The 22851-nt window shown below is 66.8% G+C and carries 20 protein-coding genes and 1 tRNA gene; 14 read left to right on the forward strand and 7 right to left on the reverse strand.

Annotation, left to right across the window (positions count from 1 at the left end):
* Positions 1–36: 36 nt before the first annotated feature.
* The 4 genes from R2601_RS01490 to R2601_RS01510 all read left to right on the forward strand — a co-directional run bounded on the left by R2601_RS01490 (position 37) and on the right by R2601_RS01510 (position 5094).
* Complete coding sequence (locus R2601_RS01490) at positions 37–738, forward strand: SGNH/GDSL hydrolase family protein (protein ID WP_007792458.1); 702 nt, start codon at positions 37–39, stop codon at positions 736–738.
* Positions 739–861: 123 nt separating this feature from the next.
* A complete protein-coding gene (locus R2601_RS01495; RefSeq protein WP_040544265.1) occupies positions 862–2172 on the forward strand; it encodes a DUF8689 domain-containing protein in 1311 nt (436 codons plus the stop codon).
* Positions 2173–2363: 191 nt separating this feature from the next.
* Positions 2364–2440: transfer RNA gene (locus R2601_RS01500), tRNA-Met, on the forward strand.
* A 1451-nt stretch (positions 2441–3891) separates the two neighbouring features.
* Positions 3892–5094 carry an IS256-like element ISPebe1 family transposase gene (locus R2601_RS01510; RefSeq protein ID WP_007792467.1) on the forward strand — a complete coding sequence of 401 codons (1203 nt, stop codon included), beginning with the start codon at positions 3892–3894 and terminating at the stop codon, positions 5092–5094.
* Between the two features lie 210 nt (positions 5095–5304).
* Here the strand turns inward: R2601_RS01510 and R2601_RS01515 are convergent, their stop codons facing one another.
* Entirely contained in the window at positions 5305–6393 is a 1089-nt protein-coding gene (locus R2601_RS01515) for an alpha/beta hydrolase (protein ID WP_007792469.1), read from the reverse strand.
* Between the two features lie 223 nt (positions 6394–6616).
* On the opposite strand from R2601_RS01515, the gene R2601_RS01520 reads away from it, so the two are divergent.
* The 3 genes from R2601_RS01520 (at position 6617) to R2601_RS01530 (ending at position 9101) form a co-directional block, all read left to right on the forward strand.
* Entirely contained in the window at positions 6617–7813 is a 1197-nt protein-coding gene (locus R2601_RS01520; protein WP_007792470.1) for an MFS transporter, read from the forward strand.
* Between the two features lie 3 nt (positions 7814–7816).
* Positions 7817–8248 (forward strand): cyclophilin-like fold protein, encoded by a 432-nt coding sequence (locus R2601_RS01525; RefSeq protein WP_007792473.1) that lies wholly within the window; start codon positions 7817–7819, stop codon positions 8246–8248.
* A 238-nt stretch (positions 8249–8486) separates the two neighbouring features.
* Complete coding sequence (locus tag R2601_RS01530; RefSeq protein ID WP_007792476.1) at positions 8487–9101, forward strand: glutathione S-transferase family protein; 615 nt, start codon at positions 8487–8489, stop codon at positions 9099–9101.
* Between the two features lie 141 nt (positions 9102–9242).
* Here R2601_RS01530 and R2601_RS01535 read toward each other — a convergent pair whose 3' ends face one another.
* Genes R2601_RS01535 through R2601_RS01560 form a run of 6 tightly spaced genes read right to left on the reverse strand, consistent with a single transcriptional unit; the run spans position 9243 to position 14955 of the window.
* The gene (locus tag R2601_RS01535) at positions 9243–10550 is read right to left on the reverse strand and encodes a TRAP transporter large permease (RefSeq protein ID WP_007792478.1); all 1308 of its coding nucleotides are present in this window, start codon (positions 10548–10550) and stop codon (positions 9243–9245) included.
* Positions 10550–11056 carry a TRAP transporter small permease gene (locus R2601_RS01540; RefSeq protein ID WP_007792481.1) on the reverse strand — a complete coding sequence of 169 codons (507 nt, stop codon included), beginning with the start codon at positions 11054–11056 and terminating at the stop codon, positions 10550–10552. The genes R2601_RS01535 and R2601_RS01540 overlap by 1 nt, the downstream gene beginning before the upstream one ends.
* Before the next feature lie 60 nt (positions 11057–11116).
* Positions 11117–12118, reverse strand: a complete 1002-nt coding sequence (gene dctP / locus R2601_RS01545) for a TRAP transporter substrate-binding protein DctP (RefSeq protein ID WP_007792483.1) — start codon at positions 12116–12118, stop codon at positions 11117–11119.
* Positions 12119–12173: 55 nt separating this feature from the next.
* A complete protein-coding gene (gene leuD / locus R2601_RS01550) occupies positions 12174–12758 on the reverse strand; it encodes a 3-isopropylmalate dehydratase small subunit (RefSeq protein WP_007792485.1) in 585 nt (194 codons plus the stop codon).
* A complete protein-coding gene (gene leuC / locus R2601_RS01555) occupies positions 12758–14149 on the reverse strand; it encodes a 3-isopropylmalate dehydratase large subunit (RefSeq protein WP_007792487.1) in 1392 nt (463 codons plus the stop codon). The genes leuD and leuC overlap by 1 nt, the downstream gene beginning before the upstream one ends.
* Positions 14149–14955: a GntR family transcriptional regulator gene (locus tag R2601_RS01560; protein WP_007792489.1), complete on the reverse strand. Its 807-nt coding sequence runs from the start codon at positions 14953–14955 to the stop codon at positions 14149–14151. The genes leuC and R2601_RS01560 overlap by 1 nt, the downstream gene beginning before the upstream one ends.
* A gap of 117 nt (positions 14956–15072) precedes the next feature.
* Here R2601_RS01560 and R2601_RS01565 point away from each other — a divergent pair, with 117 nt between their 5' ends.
* The 7 genes from R2601_RS01565 to R2601_RS01595 form a co-directional block, all read left to right on the forward strand.
* Positions 15073–15630: a tautomerase family protein gene (locus R2601_RS01565; RefSeq protein WP_007792493.1), complete on the forward strand. Its 558-nt coding sequence runs from the start codon at positions 15073–15075 to the stop codon at positions 15628–15630.
* Positions 15630–17324, forward strand: a complete 1695-nt coding sequence (locus R2601_RS01570) for a hydantoinase B/oxoprolinase family protein (protein ID WP_007792495.1) — start codon at positions 15630–15632, stop codon at positions 17322–17324. The genes R2601_RS01565 and R2601_RS01570 overlap by 1 nt, the downstream gene beginning before the upstream one ends.
* On the forward strand, positions 17321–19381 hold the full coding sequence (locus R2601_RS01575) for a hydantoinase/oxoprolinase family protein (RefSeq protein ID WP_007792497.1): 2061 nt from the start codon (positions 17321–17323) through the stop codon (positions 19379–19381). The genes R2601_RS01570 and R2601_RS01575 overlap by 4 nt, the downstream gene beginning before the upstream one ends.
* 3 nt (positions 19382–19384) lie before the next feature.
* Complete coding sequence (locus tag R2601_RS01580; protein ID WP_007792498.1) at positions 19385–20002, forward strand: cysteine hydrolase family protein; 618 nt, start codon at positions 19385–19387, stop codon at positions 20000–20002.
* Entirely contained in the window at positions 19999–20865 is an 867-nt protein-coding gene (locus tag R2601_RS01585; protein ID WP_007792500.1) for an isocitrate lyase/PEP mutase family protein, read from the forward strand. The genes R2601_RS01580 and R2601_RS01585 overlap by 4 nt, the downstream gene beginning before the upstream one ends.
* Complete coding sequence (locus tag R2601_RS01590) at positions 20858–22222, forward strand: FAD-dependent oxidoreductase (protein ID WP_007792501.1); 1365 nt, start codon at positions 20858–20860, stop codon at positions 22220–22222. The genes R2601_RS01585 and R2601_RS01590 overlap by 8 nt, the downstream gene beginning before the upstream one ends.
* Before the next feature lie 89 nt (positions 22223–22311).
* A partial coding sequence (locus tag R2601_RS01595; RefSeq protein WP_007792503.1) for a LysR family transcriptional regulator occupies positions 22312–22851 on the forward strand: 540 nt, incomplete at its 3' end.

Genomic DNA, 22851 nt, shown 5'->3' on the forward strand with positions numbered 1-22851 from the left:
CCGGGTCGGCCGGCGCTCCCAGCGAGATCCGACGCCATGCGCCTGCGCCTCCTCTGCCTCATCAGCCTTGCCTTCCTGGCCGCCTGCGGCGAGCGCGTCTCGCCCGACAGCGACGCCCGCATCCTGATGATGGGCGACTCGATGCTCGCCACCCATCGCGGCACCGGCCAGTCGGTGGGCGACGGGCTCGAGGACCTTCTCGGCGAGGAGGTCATCGACCGCTCGGTGCCCGGCGCGCGGATGATCTATGTCTTTCCCCTCAGCGGCAGCGCAGGGATGCGCATCGCAGCGCAGTACCGCGCCCACCCGTGGGACTGGGTGGTGCTGAACGGAGGCGGCAACGACCTGCTCTTCGGGTGTGCCTGCGCGCTCTGCGAGACCCGCCTCGAGCGGATGATCTCGGAGGATGGCCGCACCGGCGTGATTCCCGAGCTGGTGGCCGCGCTGAGGGCCAGCGGCGCCGGCGTCGTCTATCCCGGCTACCTGCGCAGCCCCGGCCGCTGGTCATTGATCGACGGCTGCCGCGACATCGGCGACCGCTTCGAGCGCCGCCTCGCCCGGCTCGCCGATCACGACCCCGGCGTGACCCATGTCTCGCTTTCCGACCTCGTGCCGGAGGGCGATCGCTCGTACCACGGCCCAGACCTCATTCATCCCTCCCCCAAGGGCAGCCGCGCCATCGCCGAACGGATCGCTTCGGTGATCGGCGCCGAGACCGTGGCCGTACCGCGCCCCTGAGCCTGCAGCGCGCCAGTCGCGCGCCCTTTCACGACGCGCCGCTGCATTTCCCAAGCCCGGCCAAGCTGTTGCCACAAAGCTACCGTTTCCTCCTCGGCAACACTTCCTACGGGGCACCCGCAAATGAACATGGAATCGAGCGCCGTTCTGGCACCGCCCGCGCCCAAGCGGCTGGACGAGATGAGCCTGTCTCAGATCTTCATGCGCGACATCGCGCTGAAGACCCTGTTCCGCAAGAACACCAATACCGTCTCCGCCCTTGCCAAGGCGCTGTGCCTGCCGATCGGCATCACGCAGGAGCTAATCGACCTCGGCCGCTCTCAGAGCCTGATCGAGGCGATGGGCACCCTGAGCGCCAGCACCACCGGCAACGAGATGGGCTACCAGCTGACCGATTCCGGCAAGGCACGCGCGCTCGATGCGCTGTCGCAGTCGGAATATTTCGGCGCCATGCCGGTGCCGCTCGAGATCTACCGCGAGCAGGTCAAGCGCCAGTCGATCCGCAACGTCCAGATCACCCGCGACCAGCTGTTGGGTGCCATGGGCCACCTCGTGCTTCCCGAGCAGCTGATCTCGCATCTCGGCCCGGCGGTCAGCTCGGGCCGTTCGATCCTGATGTACGGCCCGCCGGGCAACGGCAAATCGTCGATCTCGAACGGCATCCGCGACGCCATGGGCGACAAGATCTACGTGCCCCGCGCCATCGAGTATTCCGGGCAGGTCATCTCGGTCTATGACCCGATCGTGCACAGCGCTGCCGAGACGGCCGAGGACGCCCCCACCCAGCTACGCCGCACCAACCGCTTCGACAGCCGCTACGTGCTCTGCGAGCGCCCCACGGTGATCACCGGCGGCGAGCTGTCGCTGAACATGCTCGACCTCGTCTACAACCCCACCGCCCGCACCTACCAGGCGCCGCTGCAGCTCAAGTCCACTGGCGGCATCTTCATCGTCGACGACCTCGGACGTCAGGCCGAGCCGCCGCAGGCGCTGGTCAACCGCTGGATCGTGCCGCTCGAGGAATCCAAGGACATCCTCGCGCTGCAATCGGGTGAGAAGTTCGAGGTCCCCTTCGACACGCTGGTGATCTTCTCGACCAATTTTCATCCCAATGAGATCTTCGACCAGGCGGCCCTGCGCCGGATCTTCTTCAAGATCAAGATCGACGGACCGAACCAGCAGGACTTCCTGAAGATTTTTGCGCTTGTGGCCCGCAAGAAGAAGCTCGAGCTCGATGAGGCCGCGCTGGTTTACCTTCTGAAGACCAAGTACCCGACGATCGACAACGTCTATGCCAACTACCAGCCGGTATTTCTGATCGACCAGATGCTCGCGGTCTGCGACTTCGAAGGCTGGCCCTATCGCATGACCAAGGAACTGGTAGACCGCGCCTGGTCCAATATGTTCGTCCGGGACGAGACCATCGTGAAGTGAGCGCGGCCCCGACTGTCCGCAGCAGCTCCAGCCGTGATCAGCGCCGCCCTTGGGGCGGCGTTTTTCATCTTGCACCGCCCTTCGAGGGAGCCGCCGCCGCGCCGCGGCAAACATTTTCCGAAACGGTGAAAAAACCTGTCTTTTCCGCTTGACGAGTCAGCCCCCCTGTCATACCCACCGCTCCACGGTTTGGCGGAGTAGCTCAGTTGGTTAGAGCAGCGGAATCATAATCCGCGTGTCGGGGGTTCAAGTCCCTCCTCCGCTACCAAACTTTCCAATGACTTCGGTGACGTGACGGCTGGAAGAGAGACTATTAGTCTCGCTTTAGTCTCTGGCATTGAGCCTTGATTCTATCGACTTCAGCATGTTGACCGGCCCAGGCGGAAGCACCGGACGGCGTGTTACCCCACTGCCTTCATACGCTTTCGGGCCAATCTCCGCGTGAAGGCGGTAGCAGGTCTCGTGAAGCACGTCGAAGGGGAGCCGACTGTGAACGCCGAGCTTGATGTACCGCGACGTCATTATGTTGTCGCTCTCTGATAGGTGAAGAACAACGTGCCTGTCTGTGTCAGCTAGGGTGAGCCCGTGACCCTCCGCTTCGTTCGCAAGGCAGCAAATGTTGTGACCGTACTTCCGCTTCCGGAGCTGACCTTCTGTGAAGCCGAACGCCATGAGGTATGACTTCAGGTAAAGCTCGATGGCATGGAAATATAGAAAGTACACTGGACCGTCAGGATGCGTAGCATCGACATCGGCACCACGGAGTGCCCTCGCTGAACTGGCGTATGAATGAGCGTAATTGAAAAATGAGATTGATGTCTTGTGCTGCTCGTTCACGATTTGCTCCGATGGTGTGCTTTGTGCAGGAGGCAAGGATTTGCCGAGAGGCTTTCATATCGCTTCAGCCACAGTGGAATTGCGCCACCTGTTGATACTCGTATAGTCACCTTGCATGTTCCTCAGGTTACGGGCTCACCTTTCCTGGCCCCGGGAGAACTTAGGTGAGCCAATAGCGTCTACCTATTCCGCCACTCCTGCACAAAGAACACCACCTCTGATGTACTTGAGAGGACGGCTCTACCGACTGAGCTACGCGGTTTCCCACGACCTCGCCCCCTCAAATTCACCAACTACCAGCATATTAATGCGCGATAGAACATTTGCCGAACATGGGCTGTGATTTAGCCTCTTTTCTAGTCTCAGAACGTCACTCGTTGGAGAGACTGAAATTTTTCTATGAACAGCCAGACACATTCCGTCAACGACACGGGGACGACTACCCCCCGTGTCGTTTAAACTATTGAAATATATAAAGGAACTTAACATCATAATCCGCGTGTCGGGGGGTCAAGTCCCTCCTCCGCTACCAAATCCCAATCATTTTCGTGCATCCAGCTCCAAGAGCAGAGTTGAGTTGTTAGGCGTTGAGTTGGGAAAGTTCAGCCTCCCTTCGTGCAGTCCAAGCGTTCGGTTGGCAGGCTGACCTGCTCTAGCCAGACCCTGATGTCCCACGGGTGTTTGGGCTTGAACGCTCGTTTCTGGCCTGTGATCCGACCTTTGCTCCAAGCCGTGCGAAGCGCGTGAATAGCGGGTCGTCTTGGTGTTGCAGGACTGATCGAAGGAGGTGAGGTCCCAGGTCGTGGTGTAGCTTTCGGTGGCCATCGGGTTTCTCGGTAGGGTCGGGTTGCTGACACCAACCTGAACCGAGGGATGCCCCCGATGACCAAACCCATGATGGACCTGCGTGCGCTGGTAGAGAAGAGCGCCGATGCCGACCTGCTTCGCGAGATGATCGGCTTTGCTGCCGAACGGCTGATGGAGTTGGAGGTCGGCGCCAAGACCGGTGCTGACTATGGTGAGAAGACCAGCGAGCGCCTGGCGCAGCGCAACGGGTATCGCGATCGGGACTGGCAGACCCGGGCCGGCAGCGTCGAACTGCGCATCCCGCGCCTGCGCACCGGCTCCTATTTCCCCTCGTTCCTCGAGCCGCGGCGCTCTGTTGAGAAGGCCCTGACGGCCGTGATCCAGGAGGCCTATGTCCACGGCGTCTCAACGCGATCGATGGACGACCTGGTGCAGGCCATGGGTGGCACCGGGGTGTCGAAGAGCCAGGTCAGCCGACTGTGCGAGGAGATCGACGAGCGCGTGGATGCCTTTCTGACACGGCCGATCGAGGGCGAATGGCCCTACCTCTGGATCGATGCCACCTATCTCAAGGTGCGCCAGGGCGGCCGGATCGTATCGGTTGCGGTCACGCTCGCGGTGGGCGTCAACACCGACGGCAGGCGCGAAGTGCTGGGCATGGCGATCGGGGCCTCCGAGGCCGAACCCTTTTGGACCGAGTTCCTGCGTGATCTCGTCCGCCGTGGCCTCAGCGGCGTGAAGCTTGTGATCAGCGATGCGCATGAGGGCATCAAGGCCGCCACCGCCCGGGTCCTGTCCACGACCTGGCAGCGCTGCCGCGTCCACTTCCAGCGCAATGCGCTCGCCCATGCCGGCAAGAACAGCCGCCGGGTGGTCTCGGCATTCATCGCCACGGCCTTTGCCCAGCCCGACCACGCGGCGGCGAAGGCCCAGTGGCGTCTCGTGGCGGACCAGATGCGCGGCAAGCTCCCCAAGCTGGCCACGCTCATGGACACGGCCGAGGAGGACGTCCTGGCCTATATGACCTTCCCGGCCCAGCATCGCACCAAGCTGCACAGCACCAATCCGATCGAGCGGCTGAACGGCGAGATCAAGCGACGCACGGACGTCGTCGGCATCTTTCCGAACGAGGCTTCGATCCGGCGCCTCGTCGGCGCGATCCTCATGGAGCAGACCGAGGAATGGACAGTCCAGCGCGCCAGATACATGACGCTGGAAACGCTCGCGCCCGTCTGCGATGATCTCGGTGTCAGTCTGCCTGCAGCGCAGAGCGACTGACCAGCTCGGCCCGCTCGAAAGCGCGAGGCCCATGAGGAGCTACACCACTTCCCGGGACATCATCTCGAAGAGGATCGGGCATGCTATGTGTGACGTGGGTTCCCTCGTCCGTTCAACGCAACGCGCGGGCTCGTGCTGCTACGCCCGGACCACTGGACTGCAAAAGGGTGCGGCCCGGCAGGCCGCACCCTGTCATGCGTCACCGCCCTTTCAGGCGAGGTTCTGGCTGAAGAACGCCTCGAGCTTGTCGAAGGGGATGATATCGACCTGATCATACAGATCGACGTGATCGGCCCCGTCGATGATCACCAGCTCTTTCGGCTCGGCGGCGTTGGCCACTGCATCCTCGCTGAAGTAGCGCGAGTGCGCCTCGGACCCTGCGATCACCAGCATCGGGCGCGGTGAGATCTCGTCGATATAGGTCAGGAGCGGCATGTTCATGAAAGACAGCGGGGTCGTCACCGTCCAGCCGTCATTCGAATTCACCGACCGGGGGTGATAGCCGCGCTCGGGGTCCTTGTAATAGGCGAAATACATCTGGATCACCGGGTCGTCGATCCCGTCAAGGCTGTCCGGCAGGCCGCCCGCAAGCGCGGGGCTGTCCGAGGCGGCGTCTTCCCAGCGTTGACGGCTCATCGCGGCGAGACCTTCGGCGCGCTGCTCGTCGGTGAGCCTGTCGTAGTAGCCCTTCGCCATCACGCGGGACATGTCATACATCGAAGTCGTCGCGACGGCCTTCACCCGCTTGTCGGCGGCCACCGCGTTCAGGGCCATGCCGCCGAAACCGCAGATGCCGATGATGCCGATCCGCTCGCGGTCGACCGCGTCATGCAGGCCGAGGAAGTCGATGGCGGCCATGAAGTCCTCGGTGTTGATGTCCGGCGAGGCGACCGAGCGCGGCTGGCCGCCGCTTTCACCCACGTAGGACGGATCGAAGGCCAGCGTGACGAAGCCGCGCTCGGCCATCTCCTGCGCGTAAAGACCGGCGGCCTGTTCCTTGACGGCGCCGAAGGGGCCGGCCACGGCAAGCGCGGGCATCGGGCCGTCGGCGCGCTCGACGGGCATGTAAAGATCGCCGACCAGCGTGATGCCGTAGCGGTTGGTGAACTCGACCTTGGCATGCTCGACCGCGTCGCTTTGCGGGAAGGTCTTGTCCCAGTCGCTGGTCTGGGCGCGCAGCGGGCTGCCAAAGGAGGCTGCGGCGATGGTGGCGGCGCTCACGCCGGCCATCTTCAGCAGGTTGCGGCGGCCCTCATTGGTTACATCGGTTTCGGCGGGGGTTTGCGGTGTCTCGGTCATCAGTGATCCCTGTGGTTGCCTTGTCTGCACTCAAGATGGGACGGCAGGAACGTGCGATTAAGGCCATAAATCCGCATGTCGTGATGAGAGACCTTCATGAATAGAGACCGCGCCGGAACCACGCTTTGACCCGTCTCGCACATCACTGCATGCGAAAATCGCGCATAAACGCCCGCTTGCCGAACGGATAGAACGGGCCGGAGACAGACGGACGGAGCAGAGCGTGACCGATACCCCCTTCGAAAAGACCAAAATTGCAGAAGGCGGCGCCTGGGGCGCGGTGTGGTCCATGTCGCTCTGCGTGGCGATGCTGATCGCGTCCGAGTTCATGCCGGTCAGCCTGCTGACGCCCATGGCCGAGGGGCTTGGCGCGACGACCGGGCAGACCGGTCAAGCGATCTCGATCAGCGGGCTGTTCGCGGTGGCCACCAGCCTTGCCATCACCACGGTCGCGGGACGGATCAACCGCAAGACCGTGCTGGTGGTGCTGACCGCGCTGATGCTGATCTCGCTCGTGGTGGTGGCGCTGGCGCCGTCCTTTGCGGTGCTGATGGCGGGGCGGGCGCTGCTGGGTGTCTGCGTCGGCGGGTTCTGGTCGCTGGCGACCTCGATCCTCATGCGGCTGGTGCCGGAGCGCGACGTCCCGCGCGCGCTTGGCCTGATGTATGGCGGGCAGGCGATCGCGGCGGCCTTTGCCGCGCCGCTTGGCAGCTACCTTGGCGACATCGTCGGCTGGCGCGGCGTGTTCTGGGCGCTGACCCCTGTGGTGGCGCTGAACCTCGTCTGGCACCTCGTGGCGCTGCCTTCGCTGCCGGTGACGACGCGGGCCAGCTTTGCCACCTTCGGCACGCTCCTGCGGCGGCGCCATTTCCGACGGGGGCTGATCGCGATCACCTTCACCTGGGGCTCGGCCTTTACCATGTTCACCTACCTGCGGCCGTTCCTGGAGCAGATCACCGGCGTCGGGGTCGATCTGCTGTCGGTGCTGCTGCTGGTGCTGGGCGGGGCTGGGTTCATCGGCTCGTCGCTGTCGGGCCGCATGGTCGGGGGCCGGATCGAGCGGATGCTGTGCCTTCCGGCGCTGGTGATGGGCGGCTGCACCGCGGCCTTGCTGGTCGCCGGGGGATCGGTGATCGCCGCCGGACTGCTGCTGGCGATCTGGGGCGCGATGAACACCGCCATGTCGGTGATCTGGATGAGCTGGATGTCCCGTAACGTCGATGACCTACCCGAAGCGGCAGGTGGGCTGATGGTGGCGGTGATCCAGGCCTCGATCCTGCTGGGCGGCGTGATCGGGGGCTTTCTGCTGGACCTGTGGTCGGTCACAGCCACCTTTGCGGGAAGCGTGCTTCTGGCCGTCATCGCGCTTGCGATCACCGGCACGGGCCGTAACTTGTTGAAACCGAAGACGGAGAGCTGAACCATGAAGATCCACACCTCCCGCCGCGCCGTTCTGGCGGGCGCAGCGGCAACGCTGATGATCCCAGCCGTCGCCCGCGCACAGCCGATGCGCATGAGGGTCAGCTTCGACGACCAGCAGGTGACCTACCAGCTGTTCGATAATCCGACCACGCGCGACCTGGTCTCGATGCTACCCGCCGAACTGGAGATCGAGGATTTCTCCAACAACGAGAAGATCGTGCACCTGCCCCGCCGTCTCGACGAGGGCGGATTCGAGCCGTTCAGCGACGAGACGCCGGGGGATCTGTGCTACTTCCTCGGCTGGGGCAACCTCGCGCTGTTCCACGGCGACTACACCTTCCGCGACGACCTGATCCGGCTGGGCCATCTCGAGGGCGACGTGGCGCCCCTGCTGCACAAGGGCACCTATCCCGTCCGGATCGAGATGATCTGAACAGGGCCCATCTGTTCAGGGCGCAGGCACGCCCGTCATCTCCGCGAACCGGTCCAGCACCGCGTCCTGAAACGCATGGTCCGAGACCTTGGGGTCGGGGCGCTGACGGTGAGGGCGGCACTCAGTGTCGGAGGAACTTGCCGAGCCACATCTGAAGACCGGACGACGGGTGCATGACGAAGCTGTTGACTCCGCAGGGCGTCCGCGCACCTTGGAGCGACACCGCCGAGGAGCGCCCATGACCGACCTTCATCTCTACGGACATCCCGACAGCGGCCACGCCTGCAAGGTCGCTCTGGCGCTCTCGCTGGCCGGCCTCGCGCACCGCACGACGCGGATCGATATCTGGGCCGCGCCCGAGACCCGCCCGGCGGACTTCCTTGCCGTCAGCCCCCTCGCGGAGGTGCCGGTTCTGGTCATCGACGGCACGCCGGTGTTCCAGTCGGGGGCGATCCTCATGGAGCTGGCACAGCGCTTCGCGGTGCTCGGCGGTGACACGCCCGAAGGGCTGCGCCGCGGCCGCGAGATCCTGATGTGGGAAGGCAACCGCATCGGCCTGTGCCTGCCGCAGCTCAAGGAGGCACGGCGCATCGGCAGCGGCGGCCTTCCGCCCGATGTGATCGCCTGGCTCACCGCACGCTTCGAGGTCGACCGGAACAATTTCGACCGGCTTCTGGGCGCGGCCGAATTCCTGCACGGCGCGGCTCCTGGCATCGGCGATTGCGCCGTCTGGGGCTATGTGCAGTGGCTCGAGGAGGCCGGCGTCACGCCCTCCGACAAGATGCGGCGCTGGGGCGAGGCGATGCGCGCGCTGCCGGGCATGAAGGCGCCAGAGGCCTTCTTTCCGTCCTGAGATTCCGGACGCCCCTGCCCAGCCGTCCGGCCCTTTGTGCGCCTGGTCTCGGCGCGGCAACCGAAACCGGCCAGCCAACGCAAAACCGCCCGGCGGGTCCGGGGACCGGCCGGGCGGATCTTCCGTGTCAGAGAGACGGCCTCAGAGCCCCGGCAGCCAGAGCGCCAGCCCGGGGAAAGCCACGAGGATCAGCACCAGAAGCAGCGAGCAGCCGATGAAGGGCAGCGCCGACATGTAGATCTGGTGCATCGTGGTGCCCGGAGGCGCCACGCCCTTCATCACGAAGAGCAGCAGGCCGAAGGGCGGCGTGGTAAAGCTGATCTCGAGCCCGAGCAGCATGATCAGGCCGAACCAGATCGGATCGAACCCCATCTGCGCCGCCAGCGGGAAGAAGATCGGCACGGTGAGCAGCATCATCGAGATCTGCTCCATGAACATCCCGAGGATCAGCAGCACGCCGAACATCACCGCCAGCATCGCCAGCGGCGCCAGCTCGAAGCCGGTGGCCCAGTTGATCAGCCCGCGCGAGCCGCCCGAGAACGCCAGAAGCTGGCTGAACGTGGCCGAGCCGAAGACGATGAGATAGGCCATCAGCGTCACGCGCAGCGCGCCCTTCACCGACTTGACCATCGCGTCGAAGCTCAGGCAGCGGAAGATCACCGCGAGGATCAGCACGCCCAGCGCGCCGAAGGCGGCGGCCTCGGACGGGGTGAAGACCCCGGCCACCATGCCCCAGACGGTGAACACCATCACCGACATCATCGGCAGGATGTCCTTGGCGATCAGCTTGAGCTTCTCGCGACCGGCGAGCGGCGCGACGTCGTAGGCCGGCGCGGCGTCAGGGTCGATCCTGGTCTGGGCCCAGATCAGCACGATGTAGAGCCCCGCCAGCAGCACGCCCGGGATCACGCCGGCGAGCAGCAGCTGGCCAACGTCGATCTGCGCCAGCGTCGCCAGAAGCACCGCCAGCGCCGAGGGCGGGATGATGATCGCCAGACCGCCAGTGCCGAGGATCGGCCCGATGGACATATGCTTCTTGTAGCCGCGCTTGCTCATCTCGGGCACCATCAGGCTGCCCAGCAGCGCGGTCGATCCCATCGACGAGCCCGACAACGTCGAGAAGCCGGTGCCGCCGATCACGGTGACGTAGGACAGCCGCCCCGGCACCCGGCCAAGCAAGCGGTCGATGGCGTTGAACATGCGCTCGCCCAGGCCGGTATAGAAGAAGATCTCGCCCATCAGCAGGAACAGCGGGATCGGCACCAGCGAGAACCGCGTCAGCGCGCCGAAACCGTTGTCGAGCAGCTGGCTGATGCCGTTCATGCCGCCCATGAACACGTAGGCCCCGGCGATGTTGGAGGCGAGGAACGCCAGCGCCACCGGCATGCCAAGGGCCATGAGGCCCATGATCGTGCCCAGCAGAAGGGCCATGGCCCAGTACCATTCCATCATTCGTGGATCCCCGCCTGACCCGAGAGCAGCATCCGGGGCCCAAAGGCGAACCGGGCGAATTCGATCGCCATGAATCCGAAGCTGATCGGGAAGGCCAGCGTCAGCATCCATTTCGGCGTGTAATAGGCGCGCACGTCGTAATCGTTGCGCGAGAGGTTCTTGGCCACGAGCTCGGCGCCCTTCCATGCCAGCACCACGCAGACCAGCACGCAGAGCACCGCGACCAGCCGGCTCACGAAGCGCTGACCCGCGGGCGAGAGCGCCGCGGTGAAGAGCTCGATATGCACATGGCCCTTCTCGCGCACCAGCCACGGCGCGCCGAGCATGGTCATGTAGAGCAGCCCGTATTCCAACGAGGTGAACAGCCACGCGAAGGGCTGCAGGCCGAGGTTGCGCATGGTCACCGAGACGATGATCGAAACCATCATCCACAGCAGCAGCAGACCGGAGAGGATCGCCATGCCGGTCAGCACGTTGTCATAGGCCCGTGTCAGGGACTGCATGGGTCTTGCCTTTCAGGGAAGAAGGCGGCGCGGCCCGCAGCGGGACCGCGCCGGGAAACATTACTCGCTGTCGTCGTAGAACAGGTCGACCAGCGTGTCGTAATTGCCGGCGCCCGAGGGATGCGCGCTCATCAGCTCCTGCATGCGCTCGAGCGTCTCGCCGCGCGCCGCGGCAAGGTAGTTCTCGGCCGCCTCGCCCTCGAGGGTGACGACCTGCATGCCCTGCTCTTCCAGCGCGGCGAAATCCTCGTCGCGCTTCTCGCCGAGGGCTTCGGCGGACTCGGCCTCGTGGGCGATGGCAACCTCGGTAAGGATCTGGCGCGACTCGTCCGAGAGGCTCTCCCACTTGTCGAGGTTCACGATCACGCCCAGGTCGGTCGAGAAGAAGCACGGCTCGATGCGGTAGTTGAGGAACTCGTTCCACTTCAGGTCGATGAGACCGATCTGGGTCCAGCCGGTGGCATCCACCACCCCGCGCTCGAGGCCCGAGTAGACATCGGTGGTCGGCAGGTCGATCACCTGCGCGCCGAGATAATCGCTGAAGAAGGCGTTGTAGACCGCGTTGCCACGCAGCTTCAGGCCCGAGACATCGAGATTGCCGTCGGCGTCGAGGCTCGGCTCGTTGCGGGTCCAGAGGTTGTAGCACACGCCGCTGTCGAACCAACCGAGGTACTTCACGCCCATCTTTTCCTGATGGATCTCGTCGATCAGATCGAGGCCGCCATTCTCGCGCGCCACCGGCGCGGCGATGTTGGCGGTCACCAGCGCGTCTTTCTCGGGCACGGTGCCGGCATAGAACGAGCCGGGGGTGTAGACCATGTCGACCACGCCGTTGCGCACCGCGTCGGGCTGCTGGAACATGCCGATGGCCTCGGGGCCGCCGCGCACGTCGATCTGGATGACGCCCTCGCCGGCCTCGTTGACCTTGTCGACGAAGCTCAGGAAGCTCTGGGTATAGATCAGCGTTTCGGGGAAGGCATGCACGGCCGAAAGCCGGTCTTCCGCCAGCGCGGTGGTGGCCAGCAGCATCGCGGCTGCACTGGCGAAGAAGGTGGTCTTCATGAGAATCTCTCCCTGTAAGGTGCCGGTCCCCCGGCGATTGAAAGCGGACCCGGGCTTAGGCTGACGGCCAGGCCCAGGCGTGATCGGCCTTCCGTCTGTCGCGGAAGTTCCGGATATCCCCCGCATGGGCGCGGGTGAGGTCGATGTCGTCCCATCCGTTCATCAGCTTGGCCTGCGCCGTCTCGGACAGCGCAAAGTTCAGCTCTTGCCCCGCCACGCTCAGGCGGCGGCTGGCAAGATCGACGCGGGCGGGTACCGCGCCCTGCCCGATGGCCGCGCGCAGCGCCGCCGCCTCGGGCGTGGCGACCGGCAGCAGCCCGTTGTTCACCGCGTTGCCGGCGAAGATGTCGGCAAAGCTCTCGGCCACCACGACGCGGATGCCGGCATCGACCAGCGCATAGACCGCCGCCTCGCGCGAGGAGCCGCAGCCGAAATTCGGCCCCGCCACCAGCATGCTTGCGCCGGGATGGCGGTCGAGCGGGAAGTCCGCGTCGTCTTCGCGCAGATCATGCAGCAGGAAGCGGCCATAGCCCTCGGCCCGGCTGGCGGACATGAACCGCGCCGGGATCAGCTGATCGGTGTCGACGTCGCGGCGGTCGAGCACCACCGCCTCGCCCTCATGTGTGGTCCAGCCCGCCATCAGCCCCGTCCCTCCAGCAATGGCCGCACATCGGTGAGCGTGCCGGTGACGGCGGCGGCCGCGACCATTGCCGGACTCATCAGGTGCGTGCGCGCTCCCTTGCCCTGCCGGCCGCGGAAATTGCGGTTGGTCGAGGAGGCGCAGCGCTTGCCGGGTCCGACGAGATCGCCGTTCATACCGACGCACATCGAGCAGCCGGAGCCGGTCCATTCCAGCCCCGCCTCGATGAAGACCTTGTCGAGCCCCTCCTGCTCGGCCTGCTGCTTGACCAGCATCGAGCCCGGCGAGACCAGCCCGGGCACCTTGGCCTTGCGCCCCTGGAGCACGGCTGCGGCGGCGCGCAGGTCGTCGATGCGGCCATTGGTGCAGGAGCCGAGGAAGACCTGATCCACCGGCGTGCCCTCGAGCGGGCGGCCCGGCGTCAGCCCCATGTACGCCATCGCATCCCGCGCGGCCTCGGCCTGCTCGGGGTCAAGGCGTGCCGGATCGGGCAGGCTGGCGCCGATTGGCAGCGCCTGATCCGGCGTCGTGCCCCACGTGACCGTGGGGGCGACCTCGGCCATGTCGAAGCTCACATCGCGGTCGAAGCTGGCGTCGGTATCGCTGTGCAACGTCTGCCAATAGGCCTCGGCCGCGTCCCAGTCGGTGCCCAAGGGCGCCATCGGGCGGCCCTTCACATAGGCCAGCGTCACCGCGTCGGGCGCCACCATGCCGAAGCGCGCGCCGCCCTCGATCGACAGGTTGCACAGCGTCATGCGGCCTTCCATCGACAGCGCCCGTACCGCCGATCCGGCATATTCCACAGCGTGTCCCGTGGCGCCGCCGGTGCCGAGCTGCGAGATCCAGTGCAGCGCCATGTCCTTGGCGGTCACGGCAACACCCGGCTCGCCCTCGAAGCGGATACGCATGGAGCGCGGCTTGGCCTGCCAGACGGTCTGGGTGGCCAGCACATGGGCCACCTGCGTCGCGCCGATGCCGAAGCCCAGCGCGCCAAAGGCACCATGGGTCGAGGTGTGGCTGTCGCCGCAATTGATCAGAAGCCCCGGAAGGGTCAGCCCCTGCTCCGGCCCGATGACATGCACGATGCCCTGCCGCGGATCGCGCAGCCCGAAGAGCCGGATGCCGTGGCGGGTGCAGTTGGCCTCGAGCCGCTCGAGCATCACCGCCACCTGCGGATTGTCGATGCGGTCGCGGTTGCGCGTCGGCGCGTAGTGATCGGCCACGCCGAAGGTCAGCTCCGGCTCGGCCACCTCCAGCCCGCGCTCGGCGAGCTTGGCGAAGGCATGGTGCGAGCCCTCGTGCACCAGATGGCGGTCGACCCAGAGCAGCGACTGGCCGTGCTCGGCCTTGATCTCGTGCGCGGCCCAGAGCTTGTCGAGAAGCGTTGCCATCAGCCCTGCCCCTCCGTTTCGCCCTGCCGCTGGTCGACCACCGGCTCCCAGTGGCGCATGGCGCTTTCACCGACCCGCGAGAGCGACATTTCCAGCTCGAAGAGGTCGGGCCGGTAGAGAGCCGCGAGGTATTCCACCGCACGCCCGTCGCCATCCCGCACCACCCGGCGCAGCGACAGCAGCGCCGCGCCCACCGACACGCCCAGCGCGTCGGCCACATCCGGCCCGGCCAATGTCGCCCCGACCCGCTGCGAGGCGGATGACACCCGCACGCCCGAGCGCTCGAGCAGCTGGTAGAGCGGCACGTTGGCAAGATCGGCCTCCGAGTAGTTCGCCGCGATGTCCTCGGGCACGAAGGTGGTGAGATGCGAGAACGGCGCCTCGCCCGCCAGACGCACGCGCACGGCGCGCTGCACCCGGTGGCCATCGCCAAGCCCCATCGCCTCGGCCACGTAATCGGGCGCGGCGCCGTAGGAGAATGACAGCAGCCGGGCGCTGTGCTGGCCCATCTTGACGATCTGCGGAATCAGCGTCGCCATGTCGGCGGACATGGTCTCGGGCTGCACCGCTTCGCGGACCCGCGTGCCGCTGCCGGCGCGGCGTTCGATCAGACCGTCCTCGTCGAGCGCGTCGAGCGCACGGCGAACCGTCACCCGGCTGACCCCGTGCATCTCGGCGAGCTTCTGCTCCCCCGCGAGGGCCGAGCCCGCGCCGTACACGCCCGAAAGGATATCGTCGCGCAGCAGGAGATAGACCCTGCGGGCCTTGCCACCTTCCGGCAATGTCTGGCGATGCTGATCGGTCATTTTCCACTCCTTGAGACCCGACCCTACGCAATGATTTTACAAAATCAATAAATTTGTCTTTTCTGATCGTCAAAATCTGTATTAGAAAAAATACAAGTCAAACAGGAGGCACCTCTCATGCCGATCGTGCAGATGCACCTCATCGAAGGCTATGACGGCGACACCAAGCGCCGTCTCGGCGAAGCCGTCACCGACGCGATCGGCACGGTGATCGCCGCCCCGGCCGACGCGGTCACGGTGATGATCTCGGAGCATACGGGCGAGGATTACATGCGTGGCCGGATGCGCCGCAGCCCGGCGCCCGCCCTGCCCGATCCCTGCGCCATCGTGCGCGGCTACCTTGCCGAGATGGAGGCCCGCGCGCTCGACGCCGCGCGCGCCCGGCTCGGCGAGGGCTTCACCATGCGTTTCCCCGGCGCCGCGCCGATGACCACGCTGGACGAGCTGATCGAATGGTCGCGCCCGCGCTACCGCTTCGTCAAGAAAGTCATCGAGAGCGTCGACCTCGCCGCCGCTCCCGGCCCCTCGATCGTCTACGTCACCGGCACGCTCTACGGCGAATGGCCCGACGGCACGCCTTTCGAAGGCATCCGATTCATCGACCGCTTCGAGCTGACGGACGGTCTCATCACAAGACAGGACGTCTGGAACGACATCGCAGAGGAGCGCCCCTGATGCCCAGCCCCGAAATCGACCCGATCACGCTGGCGGTTCTCTCCGGCCGCATGGAGCAGATCGCCGACGAGATGGACGCGACGCTGTTCCGCTCGGCCTTCAACCCGATCATCGCCGAGGCGCATGACGCCAGCCACGGCATCTACCACGCCACCACCGGCGACACGCTGGTGCAGGGCAAGTCGGGCCTGCCGATCTTTGTCGGCGTGATGTCCTTTGCGGTGAAGGCGGTGATCGACAAGTTCGGCGACAGCGCCGAGGACGGCGACATCTTCATCTTCAACGACGCCCATCTCGGCGGCACCCATCTCAACGACATGCGGGTGATCCGGCCTTATTACCACGAGGGCAAGCTGTTCTGCTGGCTGGCCTCGGTCGGGCACTGGCACGACCTCGGCGGCGGCGCGCCGGGCAACTACAACCCCGCCGCCAAGGACGCCTTTCAGGAGGCCTTCGTCCTGCCGCCCGTGCGGCTGGCAAGCAAGGGCGAGATCAATCAGGACGTCATCGACATCCTGATGCGCAACACCCGGCTGCCGCAATCCGCCGAGGGCGATCTCAACGGCCAGCTCGGCGCGCTTGATCTTGGCGTCAAGCGCATGGGCGAGCTGCTGGGCGAATATGGCGGCGGCACCGTCGCGGCGGCGCTCTCGGCGCTGTCGGACCGGGCCGAGACGCTGATGCGGGCCGAGCTCGCCACCCTGCCCGACGGGCGCTGGGAGGCCGAGGATTTCCTCGACAATGACGGCATCACCGACGAGGCGCTGCCGATCAAGGTGGCGCTGGAGATCAAGGGCGAGCGGATGGTGCTTGATTTCGCCGGCACCGCACCGCGCTGTCAGGGCCCGGTGAACATCGCCCTGCCCACCGCCGTGGCGACCGCCTACGTGGCGATCAAGCACATTTTCCCCGACGTGCCAGCCAACGCCGGCGTGATGCGCCCGATCGACGTGCGCATCCCCGAGGGCTCGCTGCTGGCGGCCGAGTTCCCCGCCCCGGTCGGCGGCTACACCGAGACCATCATGCGGATGATCGACGTGATCTTCTCTGCCGCCGCGCAGGCCGCACCCGAGCGGGTGGTCGCCAATGCCTATGGCACGATCAACGCGCTCGCCATCGCCGGACGGCGCTCGAACGGCAGCCCGTGGGTGATGTTCTCGTTCTACGGCGGCGGCCATGGCGGCTCGCCCGAGTCGGATGGGCTGAACCACGGCAACGCGCCGATCTCGACCGCGACGATCCCGCCGATGGAGATCCTCGAGGCCGCCTACCCGGTGATGTTCAAGCAATGGGCCCTGCGCCCGGACAGCGCAGGCCCCGGCCAGCATCGCGGAGGGCTCGGCGCGGTCTACGAGATCGAGGTGCTCGAAGAGAACGGCGCCGAGGTCTTCCTCTTCGGCGAGCGCGGGCGCTTCGCGCCCAAGGGCGTCGCGGGCGGCGGCGAGGCGGCGCTGAACCATTTCGAGTTCCAGACCGACGAGGGCTGGGACACCCCGCCGCTGGCGTCGAAGATGCGCGGCATCCAGCTGGTGCAGGGCCAGTCAGTGCGGCTCGAGACCCCGGGCGGCGGCGGCTACGGCGTCCCCGAAGACCGCGCCCCCGAGAAGGTGGCGGGCGACGTCGCCAAGGGCTTCCTCAGCGAGGCCGAGGCGGACAGGATTTACGGAACAAAGTGGAAGGAGGTGCGGGCATGACGGACCGGTCTCAGGTCATCGGCGTCGACGTGGGCGGCACCTTCACGGATGTCTTCGTGGTCGACGAGGCGGCGGGCACCGCCCGCGTCGCCAAGGTGCCGACCACGCGGCCCGACCAGTCGGGCGGCTTTCTCGACGGCATCGGGCGGCAGGTCGAGGATCTCTCGACCGTGCAGGCTGTGATCCACGGCACAACCGCCGGCACCAACGCCCTGCTCGAGCGCAAGGGCGCGCGCATCGGCGTGATCACCACCGAGGGCCTGCGCGACGTGCTCGAGATGCGTCGCCGGGATCGGCCCCGCACCTGGGGCCTGCGCGGCGAGTTCGAGCCCGTGGTGCCGCGCGAACTGCGCCTCGAAGTGCCCGAGCGCACGCTGGCCGACGGCACCATCCGCACCGAGGTCGATCTCGACGCGGTGCGCGCAGCGGGCCGGCAGCTCATCGAGGCCGGCGCGCAGGCGGTGGCGGTGCTCTTTGCCAACAGCTACGCCAACCCCGAAAACGAGGCCAAGGCGGTCGCCGCGCTGCGCGAGATCTGGCCCAACGCGCATGTCTCGGCCTCGTCCGAGATCCTGCCCGAGATCCGCGAATACGAGCGCTTCTCGACCACCGCGCTCAACGCCTACCTTCAGCCCGAGGTATCGGGCTATCTCGACCGGCTCGACAGCGCCCTGCGCGACGGCGGCTTCGGCTCCGAGTTCCTCATCGTGCAGTCGAACGGCGGCGTGATGGACGTCGACACCGCCTGCCGTTTGCCGGTGCGCACCGCGCTTTCCGGGCCTGCGGCGGGGGTGATCGCGGCGGCGCATATCGCCACCGAGGCGGGCTTTCCCGACATCATCACCGGCGACATGGGCGGCACCTCCTTCGACGTGTCGCTGATCGCCGGAGGGCAGTCGATGCTGGCCCCAGAGACCTCGGTCGATTTCGGCATGACGGTGCGCGCGCCGATGATCGAGATCACCACCATCGGTGCCGGCGGCGGCTCGATCGCCTGGGTCGACAAGGGCGGTCTGCTCAACATCGGGCCGGAAAGCGCGGGCTCGACCCCCGGGCCGGTGGCCTACGGGCAGGGCAACACCCGCCCCACGGTGACCGACGCAAACGTTGTGCTGGGCCGCATCGACCCCGAGAACCCGATCGGCGGAAAGCTCGAGCGGCTCGATGTCGAGGCCGCCTCCCGCGCCATCGACGAACACGTGGGCACACCGCTCGGCCTGTCGACCACCGAGGCCGCCGAGGCGATCCTGACGGTCGCCAACTCGCGCATGGCCGGAGCGATCCGCCTCGTCTCCATCGAGCGCGGCTTCGACCCCAAGCGCTTTGCCTTCATGCCCTTCGGCGGCGGCGGCGCGCTGCACACTGGCGCGATGCTCGCCGATGTCGGCCTCGGCAGTGCCATCGTGCCGCGCTATCCCGGCGTTACCTCGGCCATGGGCTGCGTCATCGCCGACATGCGCCACGATTTCGTGCAGACCATCAACGCCACCGTCTCGAGCCTCGACCGTGAGGCGCTCGGGCGTTTCATGCAGGACCACGCCGACAAGGGCAGCGCCATGCTCGACGCCGCCGCGACCCGCTTCGAGGCCCGCGAGCTGCGCTTCGAACTCGACATGGCCTATCTCGGCCAGACCCACACGGTGCCGGTGGCGCTCGAGGTGAGCGTCGAGGCCGGCACCGTCATCCCGCCCACCGCCGAGCAGATCGCCGAGGCCTTCGAGGCGGCCTATCGCTCTGCCTATGGCCGTACGCTCCCCGGTGGCGTGCAGCGGGTGATGAACCTGCGCAGCGCAGTGATCGGCAAGCGGCCGAAATTCGACCTCGCCACGCTGGCGCCGCAGGGCGGCAGCGTCGAGGCGGCGCGCAAGGGCACGCGGCAGGTGCATTTCGGCACCGCCTGGCACGAGACCACGATCTATGACCGTCTCGCGCTGCCGGTCGGCGCCGAGGTCGAGGGCCCGGCGATCCTAGAGCAGGCCGACACCACCGTGCTGCTCGATCCGGGCCTGAAGGGCCGGGTCGACGCCTATGGCAACACCATCATCACGAGGACCTGACCCATGGCTCACGGACCGATCGACCCGACACGCACCGCTCTGCTGACCATCGACCTGCAGAACGACTTTCTCCACCCCGAGGGCGCCTATGGCCGCGCCGGCCAGTCCGCCGAGCCCATCGCCGCCCTGCCCGAGCGCATCGCACCGCTGCGCGACGCGCTGCGCGCCAAGGGCGGCACCTATATCAGCGCCCAGTTCACGCTGGTGCCCGGACCCAAGGACGAGCCGCTCATCGCGCCGCATCTCAAGGAACTGCGCCCGTTCCTCGGCAAGGGCGATTTCGCTCCCGGCAAGTTCGGCCACCAGCTGGTCGAGACGCTGGCCCCGGCCGATTACACCGTCGAGAAGGTGGCCTATTCCGCCTTCTACCAAAGCCGGCTGGAATACATCCTGCGGGCACTGGGGATCGACACGCTGATCATCGGCGGCATCGTCACCAATGGCGGCGTCGCCTCGACGCTGCGCGACGCCCATCTGCGCAATGTCGACACCGTCCTGCTGACCGACGGCTGCGCCGCCTTCCGCCCCGAGGTCCATGACGCCACACTGGTCTCGCTGGGCTCGCTCGGCTCGCAGAAGACCTGTGCCGAGGTCATCGCCGAACTGGAGGCGCTGTCATGAGCCTGCGCACACGTCTCAACGCCCCCGAGATCCTCGTCGCCCCCGGAGTCTATGACGGGCTGACCGCCGCGATGGCGCAGCAGGCCGGGTTCGAGGCGGTCTACCTCTCCGGCGCCGCGGTCGCCTATACCCGGCTCGGCCGGCCCGATATCGGGCTGACCACCGCCAGCGAGATGGCCGACACAATGGCGCTGATCGCCGACCGCATCGACGTGCCGGTGATCATCGACGCCGATACCGGCTTCGGCAATGCGCTCAACGCCCAGCGCACCATGCGGGTCTACGAGCGCGCCGGCGCAGCGGCGCTTCAGGTCGAGGACCAGACTTATCCCAAGCGCTGCGGCCACCTGAAGGACAAGTCGCTGATCCCCTCGGCCGAGATGGCCGGCAAGATCGCCGCCATGGCCGATGCCCGCGCCAGCGATGAGACGCTGATCATCGCCCGCACCGACGCCATCGCGGTCGAAGGCATCGACGCCGCCATGGCCCGGGCCGAGGCCTATATCGAGGCTGGCGCCGACGCGCTCTTCATCGAGGCGCCGCGCTCGGGCGACGAGCTGAAGCTGGTGGGCGAAACCTTCGGCAAGCGCATCCCGCTGCTCGCCAACATGGTCGAGGGCGGCTTCACGCCGATCTCGAATGCCAGCGATCTCGAGGCGATGGGCTTTTCCATCGTGATTTTCCCCGGCGGCATCGTGCGGGCCCTGGCACGCACCGCGCAGGACTATTACGCCAGCCTGCACGCCAACGGCTCGAACCGGCCCTTCGCCGAGCGGATGTTCGATTTCGACGGGCTCAACGAGGTCATCGGCACGCCCGAAATGCTGGCCTCGGGTCAGAAATGGGAGCCCCGTGATGGCTGAGATCGCTCCCACCCCCGATGCCTTCGACATCGAGGTCGGGACGCTGATCGTCGGCGCCGGGGCCTGCGGCCTGATCGCCGCTCTGGCCGCCCACGAGGCCGGGCAGGAGGTGCTTGTGATCGAGGCCGACCCGGTGCCGCAAGGCTCGACGGCGCTCTCGGCAGGGCTCATCCCCGCTGCCGGCGCCGCGTTGCAGGCCGAGGCGGGCATCGCCGACGATGCCGCACGCTTCGCCGGCGACATACAGGCCAAGGCCAAGGGCGAGAACGATCCGGCGCTGGTCGCGGCGCTGGCGGAGGGCTCGGCGGGGGTGATCGATTGGCTCAGCACGCGCTACGGCCTGCCCTTCTCGGTGGTGAGCGATTTCGACTATCCCGGCCATTCACGGCGGCGGATGCACGGGCTGCCAAGCCGATCCGGCGCAGAGCTGATTGACCGGCTGCGCGCCACCGTCGAGGCGCAGGGCATTGACCTGCTCTGCGGACGCAGGGCAGAGATCCTATACCACGAGGGACGCACCATCACCGGCGCCGGGCTGCGCGCGCCCGACGGCACGCGCGAGACCGTGGGCTGCGCCAAGCTGGTGCTGGCCTGCAACGGCTTCGGCGGCAGCCGCGACAAGGTCGCCGCGCACATGCCCGCGATCTCGGACGCGCTGTGGTTCGGCCACGAGGGCAACCGCGGCGAGGCCCTGGACTGGGGCACGGCGCTTGAGGCCGGCACCCGACATCTCGGTGCTTACCAAGGCCACGGCAACGTGGCGCATCCGCACGGTATCCTGATCACCTGGGCCACGATCACCGAGGGCGGCATCCAGGTGAACCGCGAGGGAAAGCGGTTCTGGAACGAGGCGCAGGGCTACTCCGAGGCGGCACGCGTGGTTCTGGCCCAGCCCGGCGGCGAGGCGGTGACGATCTTCGACGCCCGCATCGCCGGCATCGCGCGGCAGTTCGAGGATTTCCGCAATGCAGAGGCGCAGGGCGCGGTGCGCAGCGCCGATACGCTCGACGAGCTCGCAGCACAGCTCGATCTGCCCGCCGACGCCCTGCACGCAGAAATGAGTGCGATCACCCCCGGTGAGACCGACCGCTTCGGCCGGCTCTGGGGCGAAACCCGGCTGGCGCCGCCCTATTGCGCGGTGCGTGTCACCGGCGCGCTGTTCCACACGCAGGGTGGGCTCGTGACCGATGGCTCCGGGCGGGTGATGGCGGCAGATGGCACGCCCTTCCCCAACCTCTTCGCCGCCGGCGGTGCCGCCTGCGGCGTCTCGGGCGCGGGCGACAGCGGTTACCTCTCCGGCAACGGACTTCTGGCAGCAGCGGTGCTGGGCCGCGCGGCGGGGGCGGCTGCGCTCTGAGCCCCACCCGCACCAGCGCACATTGAGACCGGCACACACGCCGCGCTTTCGGCTTGCCCCGCCCCGGCGTCCGGGAAAGACTCGCTGCCATGAGATACACGCTGCGCCAGATCGAGTACTTTGTCGCCACCGCCGAAGCCGGCTCGATCACGCTGGCGGCAGAACGCATCCATGTCTCGCCGCCCTCGATCTCGGCGGCGATCTCGCAGCTCGAGGCCGAGCTTGGCGCGCAGCTCTTCCTGCGCAGGCACGCGCAGGGACTGTCGCTGACCCGCGTCGGACGCGAGCTTCTGGTCGAGGCCAAGCAGCTGCTCGATCAGGCGCAGAAGCTCTACCAGACGGCCTCCGAGGCTTCGGACACGGTTGCCGGGACGCTGTCGCTTGGTTGCCTGCTCACCTTCGCGCCCATGGTCCTGCCGGCCATCGCCCACAGCTTCACCAACGCCTTTCCCGGCGCGCAGGTGCTGCCCGATGTAGCCGATCACGAACGCCTGCTGCACCGGCTGGAGCGCGCCGAGCTCGACATCGCACTCAGCTACGACCTGCACCTACCTGACGGCTTCAGCTTCACGCCGCTGGCTGGGCTCGCGCCGTTCGCGATGCTTGCCGAGACCGATCCGTTGGCCAAG

It is taken from the genome of Salipiger bermudensis HTCC2601 (genome assembly GCF_000153725.1).
In the GTDB taxonomy this organism is placed as follows: Bacteria; Pseudomonadota; Alphaproteobacteria; order Rhodobacterales; family Rhodobacteraceae; genus Salipiger; species Salipiger bermudensis.

Bases quoted from the DNA above. Each gene is read 5' to 3' on its own strand.
- R2601_RS01490 (WP_007792458.1), top strand. From the start codon at position 37: ATGCGCCTGCGCCTCCTCTGCCTCATCAGCCTTGCCTTCCTGGCCGCC.
- R2601_RS01495 (WP_040544265.1), top strand. From the start codon at position 862: ATGAACATGGAATCGAGCGCCGTTCTGGCACCGCCCGCGCCCAAGCGG.
- R2601_RS01510 (WP_007792467.1), top strand. From the start codon at position 3,892: ATGACCAAACCCATGATGGACCTGCGTGCGCTGGTAGAGAAGAGCGCC.
- R2601_RS01515 (WP_007792469.1), bottom strand. From the start codon at position 6,393: ATGACCGAGACACCGCAAACCCCCGCCGAAACCGATGTAACCAATGAG.
- R2601_RS01525 (WP_007792473.1), top strand. From the start codon at position 7,817: ATGAAGATCCACACCTCCCGCCGCGCCGTTCTGGCGGGCGCAGCGGCA.
- R2601_RS01530 (WP_007792476.1), top strand. From the start codon at position 8,487: ATGACCGACCTTCATCTCTACGGACATCCCGACAGCGGCCACGCCTGC.
- R2601_RS01535 (WP_007792478.1), bottom strand. From the start codon at position 10,550: ATGGAATGGTACTGGGCCATGGCCCTTCTGCTGGGCACGATCATGGGC.
- R2601_RS01540 (WP_007792481.1), bottom strand. From the start codon at position 11,056: ATGCAGTCCCTGACACGGGCCTATGACAACGTGCTGACCGGCATGGCG.
- dctP (WP_007792483.1), bottom strand. From the start codon at position 12,118: ATGAAGACCACCTTCTTCGCCAGTGCAGCCGCGATGCTGCTGGCCACC.
- leuD (WP_007792485.1), bottom strand. From the start codon at position 12,758: ATGGCGGGCTGGACCACACATGAGGGCGAGGCGGTGGTGCTCGACCGC.
- leuC (WP_007792487.1), bottom strand. From the start codon at position 14,149: ATGGCAACGCTTCTCGACAAGCTCTGGGCCGCGCACGAGATCAAGGCC.
- R2601_RS01560 (WP_007792489.1), bottom strand. From the start codon at position 14,955: ATGACCGATCAGCATCGCCAGACATTGCCGGAAGGTGGCAAGGCCCGC.
- R2601_RS01565 (WP_007792493.1), top strand. From the start codon at position 15,073: ATGCCGATCGTGCAGATGCACCTCATCGAAGGCTATGACGGCGACACC.
- R2601_RS01570 (WP_007792495.1), top strand. From the start codon at position 15,630: ATGCCCAGCCCCGAAATCGACCCGATCACGCTGGCGGTTCTCTCCGGC.
- R2601_RS01575 (WP_007792497.1), top strand. From the start codon at position 17,321: ATGACGGACCGGTCTCAGGTCATCGGCGTCGACGTGGGCGGCACCTTC.
- R2601_RS01580 (WP_007792498.1), top strand. From the start codon at position 19,385: ATGGCTCACGGACCGATCGACCCGACACGCACCGCTCTGCTGACCATC.
- R2601_RS01585 (WP_007792500.1), top strand. From the start codon at position 19,999: ATGAGCCTGCGCACACGTCTCAACGCCCCCGAGATCCTCGTCGCCCCC.
- R2601_RS01590 (WP_007792501.1), top strand. From the start codon at position 20,858: ATGGCTGAGATCGCTCCCACCCCCGATGCCTTCGACATCGAGGTCGGG.